Source organism: Pseudomonas botevensis (genome assembly GCF_019145475.1).
Lineage (GTDB): Bacteria > Pseudomonadota > Gammaproteobacteria > Pseudomonadales > Pseudomonadaceae > Aquipseudomonas > Aquipseudomonas botevensis.
Window position 1 is genome coordinate 107420 of record NZ_JAHTKI010000018.1, and the last position, 14627, is coordinate 122046.

Annotated in this window: 11 protein-coding genes; 2 read left to right on the forward strand and 9 right to left on the reverse strand. The window is 57.9% G+C overall.

Going from position 1 to position 14627, the window contains the following annotated elements; genetic code table 11:
- From KVQ74_RS21480 to KVQ74_RS21495, 4 genes are all read right to left on the reverse strand, one after another.
- Entirely contained in the window at positions 1–960 is a 960-nt protein-coding gene (locus KVQ74_RS21480; protein WP_217833263.1) for an AAA family ATPase, read from the reverse strand.
- A gap of 279 nt (positions 961–1239) precedes the next feature.
- Positions 1240–1593 carry a hypothetical protein gene (locus KVQ74_RS21485; protein WP_217833265.1) on the reverse strand — a complete coding sequence of 118 codons (354 nt, stop codon included), beginning with the start codon at positions 1591–1593 and terminating at the stop codon, positions 1240–1242.
- A gap of 103 nt (positions 1594–1696) precedes the next feature.
- On the reverse strand, positions 1697–2272 hold the full coding sequence (cui, locus tag KVQ74_RS21490) for a colicin immunity protein Cui (protein WP_217833267.1): 576 nt from the start codon (positions 2270–2272) through the stop codon (positions 1697–1699).
- 87 nt (positions 2273–2359) lie between these two features.
- Positions 2360–3532: a colicin-like pore-forming protein gene (locus tag KVQ74_RS21495; protein WP_217833270.1), complete on the reverse strand. Its 1173-nt coding sequence runs from the start codon at positions 3530–3532 to the stop codon at positions 2360–2362.
- A 544-nt stretch (positions 3533–4076) separates the two neighbouring features.
- Here KVQ74_RS21495 and KVQ74_RS21500 point away from each other — a divergent pair.
- Complete coding sequence (locus KVQ74_RS21500; protein WP_217833272.1) at positions 4077–4661, forward strand: hypothetical protein; 585 nt, start codon at positions 4077–4079, stop codon at positions 4659–4661.
- Positions 4662–5115: 454 nt separating this feature from the next.
- Positions 5116–10011 (forward strand): NAD-glutamate dehydrogenase, encoded by a 4896-nt coding sequence (locus KVQ74_RS21505; RefSeq protein WP_217833274.1) that lies wholly within the window; start codon positions 5116–5118, stop codon positions 10009–10011.
- Positions 10012–10225: 214 nt separating this feature from the next.
- On the opposite strand, the gene KVQ74_RS21510 is transcribed toward KVQ74_RS21505, so the two are convergent.
- The 5 genes from KVQ74_RS21510 to pdxR form a co-directional block, all read right to left on the reverse strand.
- Entirely contained in the window at positions 10226–10939 is a 714-nt protein-coding gene (locus KVQ74_RS21510) for an ATPase (protein WP_217833276.1), read from the reverse strand.
- Positions 10940–11181: 242 nt separating this feature from the next.
- On the reverse strand, positions 11182–11796 hold the full coding sequence (locus KVQ74_RS21515) for a hypothetical protein (RefSeq protein ID WP_217833279.1): 615 nt from the start codon (positions 11794–11796) through the stop codon (positions 11182–11184).
- 183 nt (positions 11797–11979) lie between these two features.
- The gene (locus tag KVQ74_RS21520; RefSeq protein WP_217833281.1) at positions 11980–12399 is read right to left on the reverse strand and encodes a cupin domain-containing protein; all 420 of its coding nucleotides are present in this window, start codon (positions 12397–12399) and stop codon (positions 11980–11982) included.
- A 165-nt stretch (positions 12400–12564) separates the two neighbouring features.
- Positions 12565–12858: a putative quinol monooxygenase gene (locus tag KVQ74_RS21525; RefSeq protein ID WP_217833283.1), complete on the reverse strand. Its 294-nt coding sequence runs from the start codon at positions 12856–12858 to the stop codon at positions 12565–12567.
- Between the two features lie 123 nt (positions 12859–12981).
- Complete coding sequence (gene pdxR, locus KVQ74_RS21530; RefSeq protein ID WP_217833286.1) at positions 12982–14415, reverse strand: MocR-like pyridoxine biosynthesis transcription factor PdxR; 1434 nt, start codon at positions 14413–14415, stop codon at positions 12982–12984.
- Positions 14416–14627: the final 212 nt, after the last annotated feature.

A 14627-nucleotide genomic window follows, 5' to 3' on the forward strand; every position in this document is an offset into this window, starting at 1 on the left:
TCAAGCGACGGCTACGACGTCGAGAATCCGTTGCACTACCCGATCCTGGTCAATGCCGGCGGCTTCGGCTTCAAACGACAGAATGATGCGATGACGCAACACGTCGAACAGCACGGCCTGAATGTCTTCAGGGCTGACGAAATCGCGTCCGGCCAGCCAGGCGTGGGCGCGGGCGCAACGGTCGAGGGCGATCGAACCGCGCGGACTGGCGCCGTAGGCGATCCATTCAGCCATTTCCGGATCGAACTTGGCCGGGTTGCGCGTGGCCATGATCAGTTGCACCAGGTATTCCTCCACGGCGTCCGCCATGTACAAACCGAGGATTTCCTTGCGCGCGGCGAAAATCGCCTGCTGACTGACCCGGCGTTCGGGTTTGGTTTCGCCGTTGAGGGCTTCGCCGCGCGCCTGTTGCAGGATACGCCGTTCGACAGCGGCGTCGGGGAAGCCGATCTTGACGTGCAGCAGGAAACGGTCGAGCTGGGCTTCCGGCAGCGGGTAGGTGCCTTCCTGCTCGATCGGGTTTTGCGTGGCCATCACCAGAAACAGCGGCGACAGTTCATAGGTGCTGCGTCCGACGCTGACCTGACGCTCGGCCATGGCTTCGAGCAGCGCCGATTGCACCTTGGCCGGGGCACGGTTGATTTCATCCGCCAGCACCAGGTTGTGGAAGATCGGACCTTGCTGGAACACGAAACTGCCGGTTTCCGGGCGATAGATCTCGGTGCCGGTGATGTCCGCCGGCAGCAGGTCCGGGGTGAACTGGATGCGATGGAACTGGGCTTCGATGCCCTCGGCGAGTTCTTTGATCGCTTTGGTCTTGGCCAGACCCGGAGCGCCCTCGACCAGCATGTGGCCGTCGGCGAGCAGGGCGATGAGCAAGCGCTCGATGAGTTTTTCCTGGCCGAGAATCTGCGTTGAAAGAAAGGTTCGCAGCGCCAGCAGCGCTTCACGATGTTCCATCGATGACTGTTCCTGGAAAGGGTGGCCGAGGCGTTCGAATAACGCCGGGGCTGGGGGCGTTACTTTAATCCATCGCAGGGGGTGGCGACTAACGGCATTTTGCGCAAAGTGCGGGAAATGACTGGGGTAATTGTTGGAAATTTGTAGGGCGGGGGAGGTGCGGTGTTCTTTCGAGGCCTTTCGCGAGCAAGCTCGCTCCCAACGTGACCGCGTTCTGTCAGGGAAACACGGTCCATTGTGGGAGCGAGCTTGCTCGCGAAGGCGCCAGTTCAGGCCCCATCAAATCTGGCTGATGAAGGTCCCGGTCCCGTCAAGAATGTTTTTCAGGGTTTCCTCAACCTCGGCCAGATCGACCATGTCCGGGTTGAACGTGATTTCCAGCACATCATCCCCGTTCAGGGCATCAGCATCCGCCGCTGCGATTTCGATTTTCAGCAGGGTGGCGGTCAATGTGGCCTTGACGCCGTCCAGCGTTGAAGGCTCGCCGTCCAAGGTGATTTCCAGCTCGTCTTCGTCCGGATAACGGCTCATCAGAAACATTTCGCCTTTCTTGCTGTGGCAGCAAAGCATGGCCATGTTGTCTTCCTCGTCGTCGCACGGGTTGACGATCAAAAGGTCGGTGGTCATTTGCATGGGGGGAAGTCCTGGGTGGGCGGATGCTATGGGGCACTGAAACCACAATTTTGCCAGCGCGAGATTTTTTTTGCAGGCTTGTATTTCAAGGGTGGGGACGAGTTCATCCGGAGTGGCGGCACCTTTGCTTTTCCTTCCAGTTTTTAATCAGGAGCCAGGGGAAGTAAAAGAATGCGCGATGGATCAAGATGGGAATCAAGAAAAAAACGAACAGCATTGCCGAAGAATATATTGAATAGAAAAATATGTGCTGGCCAAATATTTTGCCATATCTACCGTTTCCGCGACCGAGGTCTGTGTCGGTCAGATAAAAGACAAATGCGTAAAATATAACGAGCAATGGCGTGAAAAATACTCCTGCGACAAAGCGTGGAAAGAGTGGTTTTTTATATTGGGCAGGATTGATGTTCATTGTTTTGTATGTTTTGCAAAATAGAGTGGTCGCACAGATTGGTCCTGCGATTGCGATGTAGTTTGCGGTTGCTTTGGAGCTGAAGGGGAATAAAGATGACCAAAATCCGATCAGGCCTAGTAGTTGATTGTCCAGAAAGTCATTGATGGCCATATCCATCGCTGTTTGTGGAATGGCGGGAAGGAAAAAATTGATGAAAAAAATAGGTGCGCAGAAAAGACATACGATCAATGGTGATACGGTTATTTCAGGTGCCTCTTTACTCATGTTTTACTCTCTGCTAAGTGTGTTGGTCTCAGGTCGATAGCAGGGCTAAGCCTTAAGTTGTAGGCTTAACCCAGCTACAGCTGATTTTTATCTTTTTTGGGGTGTACTGTTAAATTTATTGAGGATAAGCAAGTTTATTTTTTCTACGTTTTCTGCACTAAAAAAGGCACCCGCCAAGGCAATCAGCAAACCGATCGCCACGATGCCGGGTATGGTGAGAATGAGGGTTGGGAAAAAGTAAGCTGCGGCAGCCGCCAGTATTGCGCCTGCCCCCATTCCCGCAGCAATACTTTCCAACTCCAGCATCAAAGGCCTCCAGTCGCCGTCACGAAAGCCAATGACCGTCTTCTCTATTACCGAGTGTGCCTGCACTATTTTGCCGGTCACCCCAAACCCCTTGGCCAGTCGATTGACGTTGTCCATGTAGGTCGCCTTGTCCAGCGCATTCAATGCGTCCACCACCGCGCGGGTATCCTGCGGGCTGAGCCTTGCATTCGGGTTGGTCCGCACCTGCTCGAAGGTCTGCATGGCCTCGCTGTAGCTGCGAATCTTTTTGCCTGAAATGTCTTTTTGAAGATCAGTCACCACTTGGTGCAGGTTTGCGCCGTACTTCTCCAGGATGTATTTGTTTGCGTCGGCGACGTAGGCCACGCTGCGTTTGTAATCATCGAGTTGTCGTGCTTCTTCTGCTGCTGCGGCAGCTTTTTCGTCGTCGAGTCGTATGGCTTCTGCAAGTGCAGTGAGGCGAGCCTGTTCTTGTGCTTGTCGTTGTGCTTCAACTGCCTGCTGTAGCGCTAGAGCTTCGGCCCGGCGCCGGGCGACTTCAGCATAGAGTCTGGTTTGCCTGTCTTGAAGGCTTGCGATTTGCTTTTGCGAAATTATTGAGTCGTAAGTGGCTTGCAGCTTTGCATGCTGTTTTGATTCTTGAGCGGTTCTAAGTTGTTTTTGAAGGTTTGCGTTTTTTTGAAACAATAGCTCATTGACTACGTTGATCGCTCTGTTTAGCCATGCCTCCGGTGAACTTGTTGTGAATGGTGGGGAGGTGCTTTCTGCAGCGTTTAATTCTATCTGTAAGTCTTGATCAAGATTTTGCGTGCGGGTGAGATAGTCGTTTTCGATGGCCAGGGTAAATCCATGCATTGGATTGCCGAGAGGGTAGTTCTTGCGGATGTCGTCACGGAGCCTTCCTGGATTTAGAGGATATATTTCCCATGATCCGTCGCCGTAAGTGATTATTCCTGGGAAGTTGTCTTCTGGCATGTTGGTTCCTTTCTGTTGAAAGCCCAATCCTTTGGGCTTTTTGTTTCTTGGGAGCGGTAGTTTGTAACTTGAAAATATTGATAGCACTACTCGCTACAGTGCACAAACTGTGCTGTAGGAAAACGTTCTTATAATTGTGTGGGGTAAATCCTGCTGGTCTGTAAGAAATGATTAGATTCTTCTAATGCTCTGTTTTATATAGGTTTTATGTACACCGTAACCGACGAGTACAGAGCGCAACTCATTTGAGAGAGAAAACGGATAGGGCGCGAATTTCTCCAGTGTCTGAGGTTGAATTTTGCGGTCACTTTTTGGACATCAGGACTGATGGCGCCGCTAAGCGGCGTTTGCGAGGGATTGTTCTTAAAGACTTTTCAGACGGGCTGGTACGAATATTTCCTGTTCCGGGTAGGGCTTCGGGAAATCGACAAAATCGCGGCCGTTCAGCGGTTTTGGGCTTGTTTGAACCCGCGTTTGCCGCCAGATTCCGTAGTTCAACCGCAAGGGAGTGCGATTGCCATCATGAAAAAAAGGATCTCTTTCAATGACTCAATATTTCGAATGGCCGGAAGAAATCCGGCATTTGTCCGAGGCGCAGGTCGAACAGCTTTATCAGCGTTACCTCGGCGGTGAAAAGAAAGCCGGACTGATCGCCGAATTCGGCCTCCCGACAACACTGAACAGCGTGCTGGAAGTGTTGCCGCCGATGGTCAGTGCGGACCTGACCTGCCCGTATTGTGATCTGCCGATGTGGATGCGTCGTCCGGCCAGAGGAACGCCGGTTTCGCGATACGTGTACAACTGCGCAAGTTGCGCACATCGCTATTACGCATCCGACCCCGTTGCCCGCCGCGAGGCGGGCAGGCGCGAGAGGTGCAATTGCGGGAAGTGCGCCAAAGTCCGCCAGCAACAGATTGCCGTCAAGGCGGAGCGTGACCGGCTGGAGCAGGCGGCACGCTACAACCCGTTCACGCCGTCCGTCTCCGATCCAGACAATCATCAGTTGTTCTGCCGCGAATGCGACTCCCCCAACATCGACGCCAGCATGGACAAGATGATCCTGCGAACCGTCTGCTACGACTGCTCCACCATCAGCAAATTCAGGGCTTTCGAAGAGCTGCCGGACTGATCCGGTTCGAGCGCCCATGGTCCGGCAACGGCCATGGGCGTTTTCATTTCGGGATGTGTAACGCCAAGTCATCGCTTCTGGCACGCCGGTTCCGCAAATCCGCCTTTGAACCGGCCAGTTTCCTCAACGGCTGCTAGTGTTGTTCGATGCATTCGACGCCGTTTACGTGCCAATGACCGAATATGTCGCAGCACCGCAAGCAGACACATTGTCGCAGCCTTTAAGCTGCGCAACGGATGGGCACCCGTAAAGGCATTGTCGATGCACCTGGCAGTCGTTTTTGCAGATGCCCATCCATGGAAGGTGAATGTGACTTGATTGTCTCGTCCAGCTTCACCCACCTGTCACCCTGTTTCCTCTGCCCGAGAATCAGGAACAGGGCGACGAAACGCCCCGAAAGGGGTTTTGCATGTGACGCTTTCCATCAATAACAAGCCCAAGCGGAGTACCACAGATGGCGTTCTTCACCGCAGCCAGCAAAGCCGACTTCCAGCATCAACTGCAAGCGGCACTGGCGCAGCACATCAGTGAACAGGCACTGCCACAAGTGGCGCTGTTCGCTGAACAATTCTTCGGCATCATTTCCCTGGACGAGTTGACCCAGCGTCGCCTCTCCGACCTCGCTGGCTGTACTCTTTCTGCGTGGCGCCTGCTTGAGCGCTTCGATCACGCGCAACCGCAAGTGCGCGTCTACAACCCCGATTACGAACGTCATGGCTGGCAGTCGACCCACACCGCGGTCGAAGTGCTGCACCATGACTTGCCGTTCCTGGTGGACTCGGTGCGTACCGAGCTGAACCGTCGCGGCTACAGCATTCACACCCTGCAGACCACCGTGCTGAGCGTGCGTCGTGGCGACAAGGGCGAACTGCTGGAAATCCTGCCGAAGGGCACCACGGGCGAAGGCGTTCAGCACGAATCGCTGATGTACCTGGAAATCGACCGCTGCGCCAACGCGGCCGAGCTGAATGTGCTGACCAAGGAACTGGAGCAGGTTCTTGCCGAAGTCCGCGTCGCGGTTGCCGATTTCGAGCCGATGAAGGCCAAGGTGCAGGAAATCCTCACCGGGCTCGATAACAGCGCGTTCGCCGTCGATGCCGACGAGAAGAACGAAATCAAGAGTTTCCTCGACTGGATGGTGAACAATCATTTCACCTTCCTGGGCTACGAAGAATTCGTGGTTTCCGATCAGGCCGATGGCGGCCACATCGAGTACGACCAGCATTCGTTCCTCGGCCTGACCAAGCTGCTGCGTACCGGCATGACGTATGACGAAACGCGCATCGAAGACTACGCCGTCACCTACCTGCGTGAACCGAAGCTGCTGACCTTCGCCAAGGCCGCGCACCCGAGCCGCGTCCACCGTCCGGCGTATCCGGACTACGTGTCGATCCGTGAAATCGACGCCAACGGCAAAGTCATCAAGGAACACCGTTTCATGGGCCTGTACACCTCGTCGGTGTACGGCGAGAGCGTGCGGAGCATTCCGTTCATCCGTCGCAAGGTCGAGGAAATCGAACACCGCTCCGGCTTCCAGGCCAAGGCTCACCTGGGCAAGGAACTGGCGCAGGTGCTCGAAGTGCTGCCGCGTGACGACCTGTTCCAGACCCCGGTCGACGAGCTGTTCAGCACCGTGATGTCGATCGTGCAGATCCAGGAGCGCAACAAGATTCGCGTGTTCCTGCGCAAAGATCCGTACGGCCGCTTCTGCTACTGCCTGGCCTACGTGCCGCGTGACATCTATTCCACCGAAGTCCGCCAGAAGATCCAGCAAGTGCTGATGGAGCGCCTGAAGGCCAGCGACTGCGAGTTCTGGACGTTCTTCTCCGAGTCCGTGCTGGCGCGCGTGCAGCTGATCCTGCGCGTCGACCCGAAAAACCGCATCGACATCGACCCGCAGCAACTGGAAAACGAAGTGATCCAGGCCTGCCGCAGCTGGCAGGACGACTACACCGCGCTGACCGTGGAAAACTTCGGCGAAGCCCAGGGCACCAACGTGCTGGCGGACTTCCCGAAAGGCTTCCCGGCCGGTTACCGCGAGCGTTTCGCCGCGCATTCGGCCGTGGTCGACATGCAGCACCTGCTCAGCCTGAGCGAAAAAAATCCGCTGGTGATGAGCTTCTATCAGCCATTGGGTCAGGTGACCGGTCAGCGCGAGCTGCACTGCAAGCTGTATCACGCCGATACCCCGCTGGCCCTGTCCGACGTTCTGCCGATCCTGGAAAACCTCGGTCTGCGCGTGCTCGGTGAGTTCCCGTACCGCTTGCGCCACACCAATGGCCGCGAGTTCTGGATCCACGATTTTGCCTTCACCGCTGCCGAAGGCCTGGACCTGGACATCCAGCAACTCAACGACACCCTGCAGGACGCGTTCGTCCACATCGTCCGTGGCGATGCCGAGAACGATGCGTTCAACCGTCTGGTGCTGACCGCCGGCCTGCCATGGCGCGACGTGGCGCTGCTGCGTGCCTACGCCCGCTACCTGAAGCAGATCCGCCTGGGCTTCGACCTCGGCTACATCGCCAGCACCCTGAACAACCACACCGACATCGCTCGTGAGCTGACCCGGTTGTTCAAGACCCGCTTCTACCTGGCGCGCAAGCTGAGCAACGAGGATCTGGACGACAAGCAACTGCGTCTGGAGCAAGCGATCCTGACGGCGCTGGACGACGTTCAGGTGCTCAACGAAGACCGCATCCTGCGTCGTTACCTGGACCTGATCAAGGCCACGCTGCGGACCAACTTCTATCAGACCGACGCCAACGGTCAGAACAAGTCGTACTTCAGCTTCAAGTTCAACCCGCACGCGATTCCAGAGCTGCCGAAGCCGGTGCCGAAGTTCGAAATCTTCGTCTACTCGCCACGCGTCGAAGGCGTCCACCTGCGCTTCGGCAACGTGGCCCGCGGCGGTCTGCGCTGGTCCGACCGTGAAGAAGACTTCCGTACCGAAGTCCTTGGCCTGGTGAAAGCCCAGCAAGTGAAGAACTCGGTCATCGTGCCGGTGGGTGCGAAGGGCGGCTTCCTGCCGCGTCGCCTGCCACTGGGCGGCAGCCGTGACGAGATCGCGGCCGAGGGCATCGCCTGCTACCGCATCTTCATCTCCGGTCTGTTGGACATCACCGACAACCTGAAGGACGGCGCCCTGGTGCCGCCGGCCAACGTCGTGCGTCATGACGACGATGACCCGTACCTGGTAGTGGCAGCGGACAAGGGCACTGCAACCTTCTCCGACATCGCCAACGGCATCGCCATCGACTACGGCTTCTGGCTGGGTGATGCGTTCGCCTCCGGTGGTTCGGCCGGTTACGACCACAAGAAAATGGGCATCACCGCCAAGGGCGCGTGGGTGGGCGTACAGCGTCACTTCCGCGAGCGCGGCATCAACGTCCAGGAAGACAGCGTCACCGTGGTCGGCGTGGGCGACATGGCCGGCGACGTGTTCGGTAACGGTCTGTTGATGTCCGACAAGCTGCAACTGGTCGCGGCGTTCAACCACCTGCACATCTTCATCGACCCGAATCCGGATCCAGCTTCGAGCTTCGCCGAGCGTCAGCGCATGTTCGACCTGCCGCGTTCGGCCTGGTCGGATTACGACACCAGCATCATGTCCGCCGGCGGCGGCATCTTCTCGCGCAGCGCGAAGAGCATCGCCATCTCGCCGGAAATGAAAGCGCGCTTCGACATCCAGGCCGACAAGCTGACCCCGACCGAACTGCTGAACGCGCTGCTCAAGGCGCCGGTGGATCTGTTGTGGAACGGCGGTATCGGTACGTACGTCAAGGCCAGCACCGAAAGCCACGCCGATGTCGGCGACAAGGCCAACGATGCGCTGCGTGTGAACGGCAACGAGCTGCGCTGCAAAGTGGTGGGCGAGGGCGGTAACCTCGGCATGACCCAACTGGGCCGTGTGGAGTTCGGTCTCAATGGCGGCGGTTCCAACACCGACTTCATCGACAACGCCGGTGGCGTGGACTGCTCCGACCACGAAGTGAACATCAAGATCCTGCTGAACGAGGTGACTCAGGCCGGCGACATGACCGACAAGCAACGCAACCAGTTGCTGTCGAGCATGACCGACGAAGTCGGAAACCTGGTGCTGGGCAACAACTACAAGCAGACTCAGGCCCTGTCCCTGGCGGCCCGCCGTGCCTACGCGCGGATCGCCGAGTACAAGCGTCTGATGAGCGACCTGGAAGGCCGTGGCAAGCTGGATCGCGCCATCGAGTTCCTGCCGACCGAAGAGCAACTGGCCGAGCGCGTTGCCGAAGGCCATGGCCTGACCCGCGCCGAGCTGTCGGTGCTGATCTCGTACAGCAAGATCGACCTCAAGGAACAGCTGCTCAACTCGCTGGTGCCGGATGATGACTACCTGACCCGCGACATGGAAACGGCGTTCCCGCCGAGCCTGGTCAGCAAGTTTGCCGAAGCCATGCGTCGTCACCGCCTGAAGCGCGAGATCGTCAGCACCCAGATCGCCAACGATCTGGTCAACCACATGGGCATCACTTTCGTTCAGCGACTGAAAGAGTCGACCGGCATGACCCCGGCGAACGTGGCCGGTGCTTACGTGATCGTGCGCGACATCTTCCACCTCCCGCACTGGTTCCGTCAGATCGAAGCCCTGGACTATCAGGTTTCCGCCGACGTGCAACTGGAGCTGATGGACGAGCTGATGCGTCTGGGCCGTCGCGCCACGCGCTGGTTCCTGCGTGCCCGTCGCAACGAACAGAACGCTGCCCGTGACGTCGCGCATTTCGGTCCGCACCTGAAGGAGCTGGGTCTGAAGCTCGACGAACTGCTCAGCGGCGAAATTCGCGAAAACTGGCAGGAACGTTACCAGGCTTACGTTGCCGCCGGTGTACCGGAGCTGCTGGCGCGTATGGTGGCGGGTACGACGCACCTGTACACGCTGCTGCCGATCATCGAGGCTGCCGACGTGACTGGCCAGGATCCGGCGGAAGTGGCCAAGGCCTACTTCGCCGTGGGCAGTGCCCTGGACATCACCTGGTACATCTCGCAGATCAGCGCCTTGCCGGTTGAAAACAACTGGCAGGCCCTGGCCCGTGAAGCGTTCCGTGACGACGTCGACTGGCAGCAACGCGCGATCACCATCGCCGTTCTGCAAGCGGGCGGCGGCACTCAGGACGTGGAAGCGCGTCTGGCGCTGTGGATGGAGCAGAATGCCGCGATGATCGAACGCTGGCGCGCCATGCTGGTGGAAATCCGTGCCGCCAGCGGCACCGACTACGCCATGTATGCGGTCGCCAACCGTGAGCTCAACGACGTGGCGCTGAGCAGCGGCCAGGCACCGGTGGTTGCACCTGCAAACACCGAGCTTGAACCGGCCTGATCCGGCGCTGAATGAAAAAGCCCCTGCATCGTGAGATGCAGGGGCTTTTTTTTGTCCTAAGGATTTGTAGCGTCGGTACTGGCCTCTTCGCGAGCAAGCTCGCTCCCACATTGGCAGGAGTTGCCTTTGGGAGAGGGATGACCAGACAGTTGCTCCCTCATTGGAATGTGTTGTTTTTGTGGGAACGGGCTTGCCCGCGAAGAGGCCTTTGCGGTCAATACACCTTCTGCGCCTGATGACCTTCGAGCACCGACACCTTCTGCGCCGGCCGGCTCACCAGACTGTCCAGCGACTGGTCAAACTTCTGCAACGCCCGAACCTGCACGTCCTGCTGCTGATGGATATCGGCAACGATGTCCTCGGTGCGCTTGTAATCGGCCCATAGCGGGCTCAGTGCTGCGGCGTCTGAGCCTCTGGCCGTGCCGATATAGTTGAGTTGCGCATCGTAAAAGTCGGCACTCACATCGGCCTTGATGTCGGAACTGCGCGATGTCATCAGCTGGCTGTGGGTATCGACGATCGCCAGCACATCGGGCCGGGCGGCGCGCAGGCTCTGCATGTCCGGGTAAACCGTCACCGAGCCGAACTGACGTTGCAACGAGGCTTTGACCCAATCCACCGCCATGTCCGGCTTCGAAGTGGCGACGTAGGCGTCATGGATCGGCTGCACCAGCAGGCTCTGGCCGAAACCGGTGCCGGCGTTGGCCTGGTAGTCACGCAGGTATTCACGGTTGGTCTGGGTGCTCGGGCTGTAGACAACGCCCAATGACACGCCGGGGCCGCTCTGCACCTGAGTCGCGTTGCTGCGACCCACCGGGGCAGTGAACAGCGTATCGAGCGAGGACACCGCTTTCGGTGCGGTGGGAACCGAACAGGCGGCCAGGGCTAATACCGAAATCGCTAAAGTACCGGCAAACACAAGTTTCATGGTGTTTCTCCCGTGAAACAAAGTCAGTCAAAGTTTCAAGTTGCCGTCGATATCGACAGTTGCCACATACTAAACCGGACAATGATTAACGAAATAACCAATTGGCTGAACAAAGGCTGAACAATAGTCTTGTTTGCTGTAACCGGATTTGGTTAATCGCTCAAGGGAATAAAAAATGCTCAAACCGAAGATTTGAGCATTTCACTTATGGCTGATGGCGTTTCTTATTGTTTTGTTAATGCTCAGTCGTCGTTTTCATCGCCGCGAAGCGGTTCAATCCAGACCACGTAAGGGGTGTTGCCAGTGGGTTGAGAGACGCTTCGTTCAAGAATCGTGAGATTGAATTTCACCGAGTCGCCACTCTTGTCCGCGTAGCTGTAAACATGCGGGTTGCTCCTGTACTGCCGGTTGATCGTTCCGGCATTGCGCACTTTCAAGGCAATGCTGGCCTGGCGGGAAGGCAGTTGATCCAGGGTCACGATACTGTCGCTGGCGTTCAGCAGATGGAACGACGTGGCGTTGTCAGCGCCGGCCAGTGCCGACAGATAACCGTCCCGGTCCTTGCCGATGTACTTGCCATGGCCGATTTCGCTCAGAATTTTCAGGGTGTAGCAATCGCCGTGAGACTGGAAGTACACGAACATGTCTTCCGACTTTGTTCGTGTCTGCGGGCGGGCCTTTCGCGCGGTGACCATTTTTCCGAGTCGGGAGTAGCGGTGTCGGGTGGTCAGGCGATTTTGCTGATTGGCCAGGGTGTTGTTGAACCAGCTGCTTTCCAGCCATTGCCCGAACAGGGTCATGCCGGCGTCATCGCACCTGATGGCTGCAATAAAGGATTTCTGTTGTTCAGTGCTCATATACATATTCCATTATCAAGTTGGGTTCGCGTCCTGCGAGCGCTGATACTAATGGAAGTTTTAATTATTCGAAGAGAGTAACGGTTGCTTCATGTTTCGCTCGCAATGGAGCTAGGTGTTGTTGCGTTTTAATGAAGTAAGGAAAAGGCCCGAATCAACGATCCGGGCCATGTAGTTGCGAGATCACTTTTCCAGAGGAATCAGTATTTGTTCCTCTGGCGCGAGCACCATGAACACCAGCAACCTGGCAGGTTTGCTCTTGCTGGCGTTCTTCGACACCAGATGCTCGGAGCCGGCCGGCTCGTACCAGTATTGGCCCTTCTTGTAGGTGATCGGCTGTTCGCCCTTGACCTGGGAAACGATCTCGCCTTCCAGCACGTAGGCCATGGCGGTGCCTTCGTGTTTGTGGGCGATGGAGGATTGTCCGGGCTTGTAGTCGACTTCGATCATCAGGGCTTTTTTGCCCGGAACGTTTTTCAGCATCTGATCCTGCAGCACCGTGACTTTCTCGGACGGGGCGTCAGTGCCGTGGGCCAGTACAGACGCGGAAACGGTCAGGGCGAGGGCGGCGAGCGGTGCGGCAAACACGTGCAGGGTTTTCATGGGAGGTCACCGGTTGGCTGAGTGGTCGGTCATCACGGTAGTCCGCGCGCCGCGACATTCACACCGCCAATATTCGGGAAGTTCAGGTGACCAATGTGCGGTGTGGCGCATAAAAAAGACCGCAGTCTTCGAACCTGCCGAAGACTGCGGTCTTTTGATCGTTACTCAAACAATCGGAAAGCTGTTGAAGTCGACGCTGTTTGCCAGCCGGTTGTCGATCAGGTCGATAAACCCTTGAGCCTCAGGCCGGTTGAAGTGCGCCTGCATGGCCGCCTCCGACTGCCAGTGGGCGCTGACCAGCCAGCGGTGGCTGTCTTCGGGGCAGCGATCGACCATGTAGGAATCGCAGCCGGGCGTCTGGCGCAGGGTCTCGACGATTTTCTGCAGTTGCCTGCCCAGCTCCTCCGATCTGCCGGTGGCAGCCTGCACCTGAACGGTGTTGATCACTTCGTTGGACATTGCTCACACTCCTGAATCAGGCCGGACGAATCCTGCTCATTGAGGGATAACGCCTGTGCAGGATAGGCCTGCACTCCCGGATCACCAATAACCAATCAGCGGTTAATCGGTTAGACCAATCTCTCACGCCACTTGTTGCAGAATGTCGCGCAGGCGATCAAGGGCGATGTCGATGTCCAGGGTTTCGATGGCGCCGAAGCCGAAGTACATCCCGCTTCTGACCGGTTGCTGATGAAAGAAACCGTCGATGGCATACAGTCCGACTTCGACTTTTCTGGCCAGTTCGATCACCAGCGGCAGGTTGATCGGCACTTTGCAAAACACTGCCATATGAAACCCGGCACTGGGCGGCACGGCCTCCAGCCACGGCGCCAGATCGGTGGCCATGCGCGCCAGAATGCGCTCGCGACGCTGGGCATAAATGGTGTGACAGCGGCGGATATGCTTGAGCAGGCAGCCCTCGGCGATGAACTTCGCCAGCGCCCATTGCGGCAGGGTGGAGGCGTGCAGGTCGGTGAGTTGTTTGGCGCGGATCACCGCTTCGAGAATCGCCGGCGGCAGGATCGCATACCCCAGGCGCAGTTCTGGCAGCAGGGTCTTGGAGAAGGTGCCGACGTAGGCGACGATGCCGCGCTGATCGAGGTTGTGCAGCGAATCGGTGGGGCGACCCTCGTAGCGGAATTCGCTGTCATAGTCGTCCTCGATGATGATCGCGCCCAGTTCGTGGGCGCGCTCCAGCAGCGCTACACGCCGCGCCTGGCTCATCGGCATGCCCAGCGGAAACTGATGCGAGGGCGTTACATAAATCAGGCGGGTGCCATCGGGAATGTGCTCGACCTGAATCCCCTCGGCATCCACCGGCACCCCGACCACGTCGGCGCCATGGGTGCCGAACAGCAGGCACGCCGGCGGGTAGCCGGGATCTTCCATCGCCACCCGGCTGCCGGGGCTGATCAGAACGCGGGTGATCAGGTCCAGCGCCTGTTGCGCGCCGTTGCACACCACGATGTCCTCGTCCTGACAATTGACCCCACGGGAGAACGCGATGTGCCGGGCAATCGCGTTGCGCAGCGCCGGCAAGCCTTCGGGCAGGCTGTAAAAGCCTTTGGAGGCGGCGATCTGGCGCAGCGCGTGGGAGACGCAGCGGCGCCAGTCATCCTGGGGAAACTGGCCCTTGCTGGTGGCGCCGCCGATGAAGTCATAGCGCAACGAGCCTTCCAGCGTCGGATGGCGAAGGAACACCGGCAGGTTGCGCCAGCGCTCGATGACGTCGGCACCGGCCAGTTCCGAATGGCTTTGCTTGCGCTGGGGCGAGGCGGGGCGGGCGTTGACGTAGGTGCCTTTGCCGATCACGCCGGTGAGGAAGTTTTCGTAGGTCAGCTGGGCGTAGGTATCGGAGATTGTTTTGCGTGAGATCCCCAGTTGCTCGGCGAGCAGGCGGCTGGGGGGCAATTGGGTGCCGGCGGTCAGTCGTCCGGATTCGATGGCGCCACGCAGTTGTTGATACAACTGACCGGCGAGGTCCTTGCGGCCGTTGATCACGACATGAAGTTCCATATCGGCTTGGGTCTCCGGGGGGGGGATTGTGCGGGTGTCAGGTTACTCTGGTTTGAGGGTTGGGCTGTAGTTGGGTGGAGGGAATCTGTGGAATTGGTCTGGTTGTGGGGGGTGTTTTTTTGGGGGCGGTGTGAATATCCGTTGTTGTGGGTGTTGCGGCTGGCGGTTTCGCCCTGACGGCGAGTCACCTTTTTCAAACGCCAAAAAGGTAA

Coding starts and splice junctions, on each gene's coding strand:
- KVQ74_RS21480 (WP_217833263.1), bottom strand. CDS start 960: ATGGAACATCGTGAAGCGCTGCTGGCGCTGCGAACCTTTCTTTCAACG.
- KVQ74_RS21485 (WP_217833265.1), bottom strand. CDS start 1,593: ATGCAAATGACCACCGACCTTTTGATCGTCAACCCGTGCGACGACGAG.
- cui (WP_217833267.1), bottom strand. CDS start 2,272: ATGAGTAAAGAGGCACCTGAAATAACCGTATCACCATTGATCGTATGT.
- KVQ74_RS21495 (WP_217833270.1), bottom strand. CDS start 3,532: ATGCCAGAAGACAACTTCCCAGGAATAATCACTTACGGCGACGGATCA.
- KVQ74_RS21500 (WP_217833272.1), top strand. CDS start 4,077: ATGACTCAATATTTCGAATGGCCGGAAGAAATCCGGCATTTGTCCGAG.
- KVQ74_RS21505 (WP_217833274.1), top strand. CDS start 5,116: ATGGCGTTCTTCACCGCAGCCAGCAAAGCCGACTTCCAGCATCAACTG.
- KVQ74_RS21510 (WP_217833276.1), bottom strand. CDS start 10,939: ATGAAACTTGTGTTTGCCGGTACTTTAGCGATTTCGGTATTAGCCCTG.
- KVQ74_RS21515 (WP_217833279.1), bottom strand. CDS start 11,796: ATGAGCACTGAACAACAGAAATCCTTTATTGCAGCCATCAGGTGCGAT.
- KVQ74_RS21520 (WP_217833281.1), bottom strand. CDS start 12,399: ATGAAAACCCTGCACGTGTTTGCCGCACCGCTCGCCGCCCTCGCCCTG.
- KVQ74_RS21525 (WP_217833283.1), bottom strand. CDS start 12,858: ATGTCCAACGAAGTGATCAACACCGTTCAGGTGCAGGCTGCCACCGGC.
- pdxR (WP_217833286.1), bottom strand. CDS start 14,415: ATGGAACTTCATGTCGTGATCAACGGCCGCAAGGACCTCGCCGGTCAG.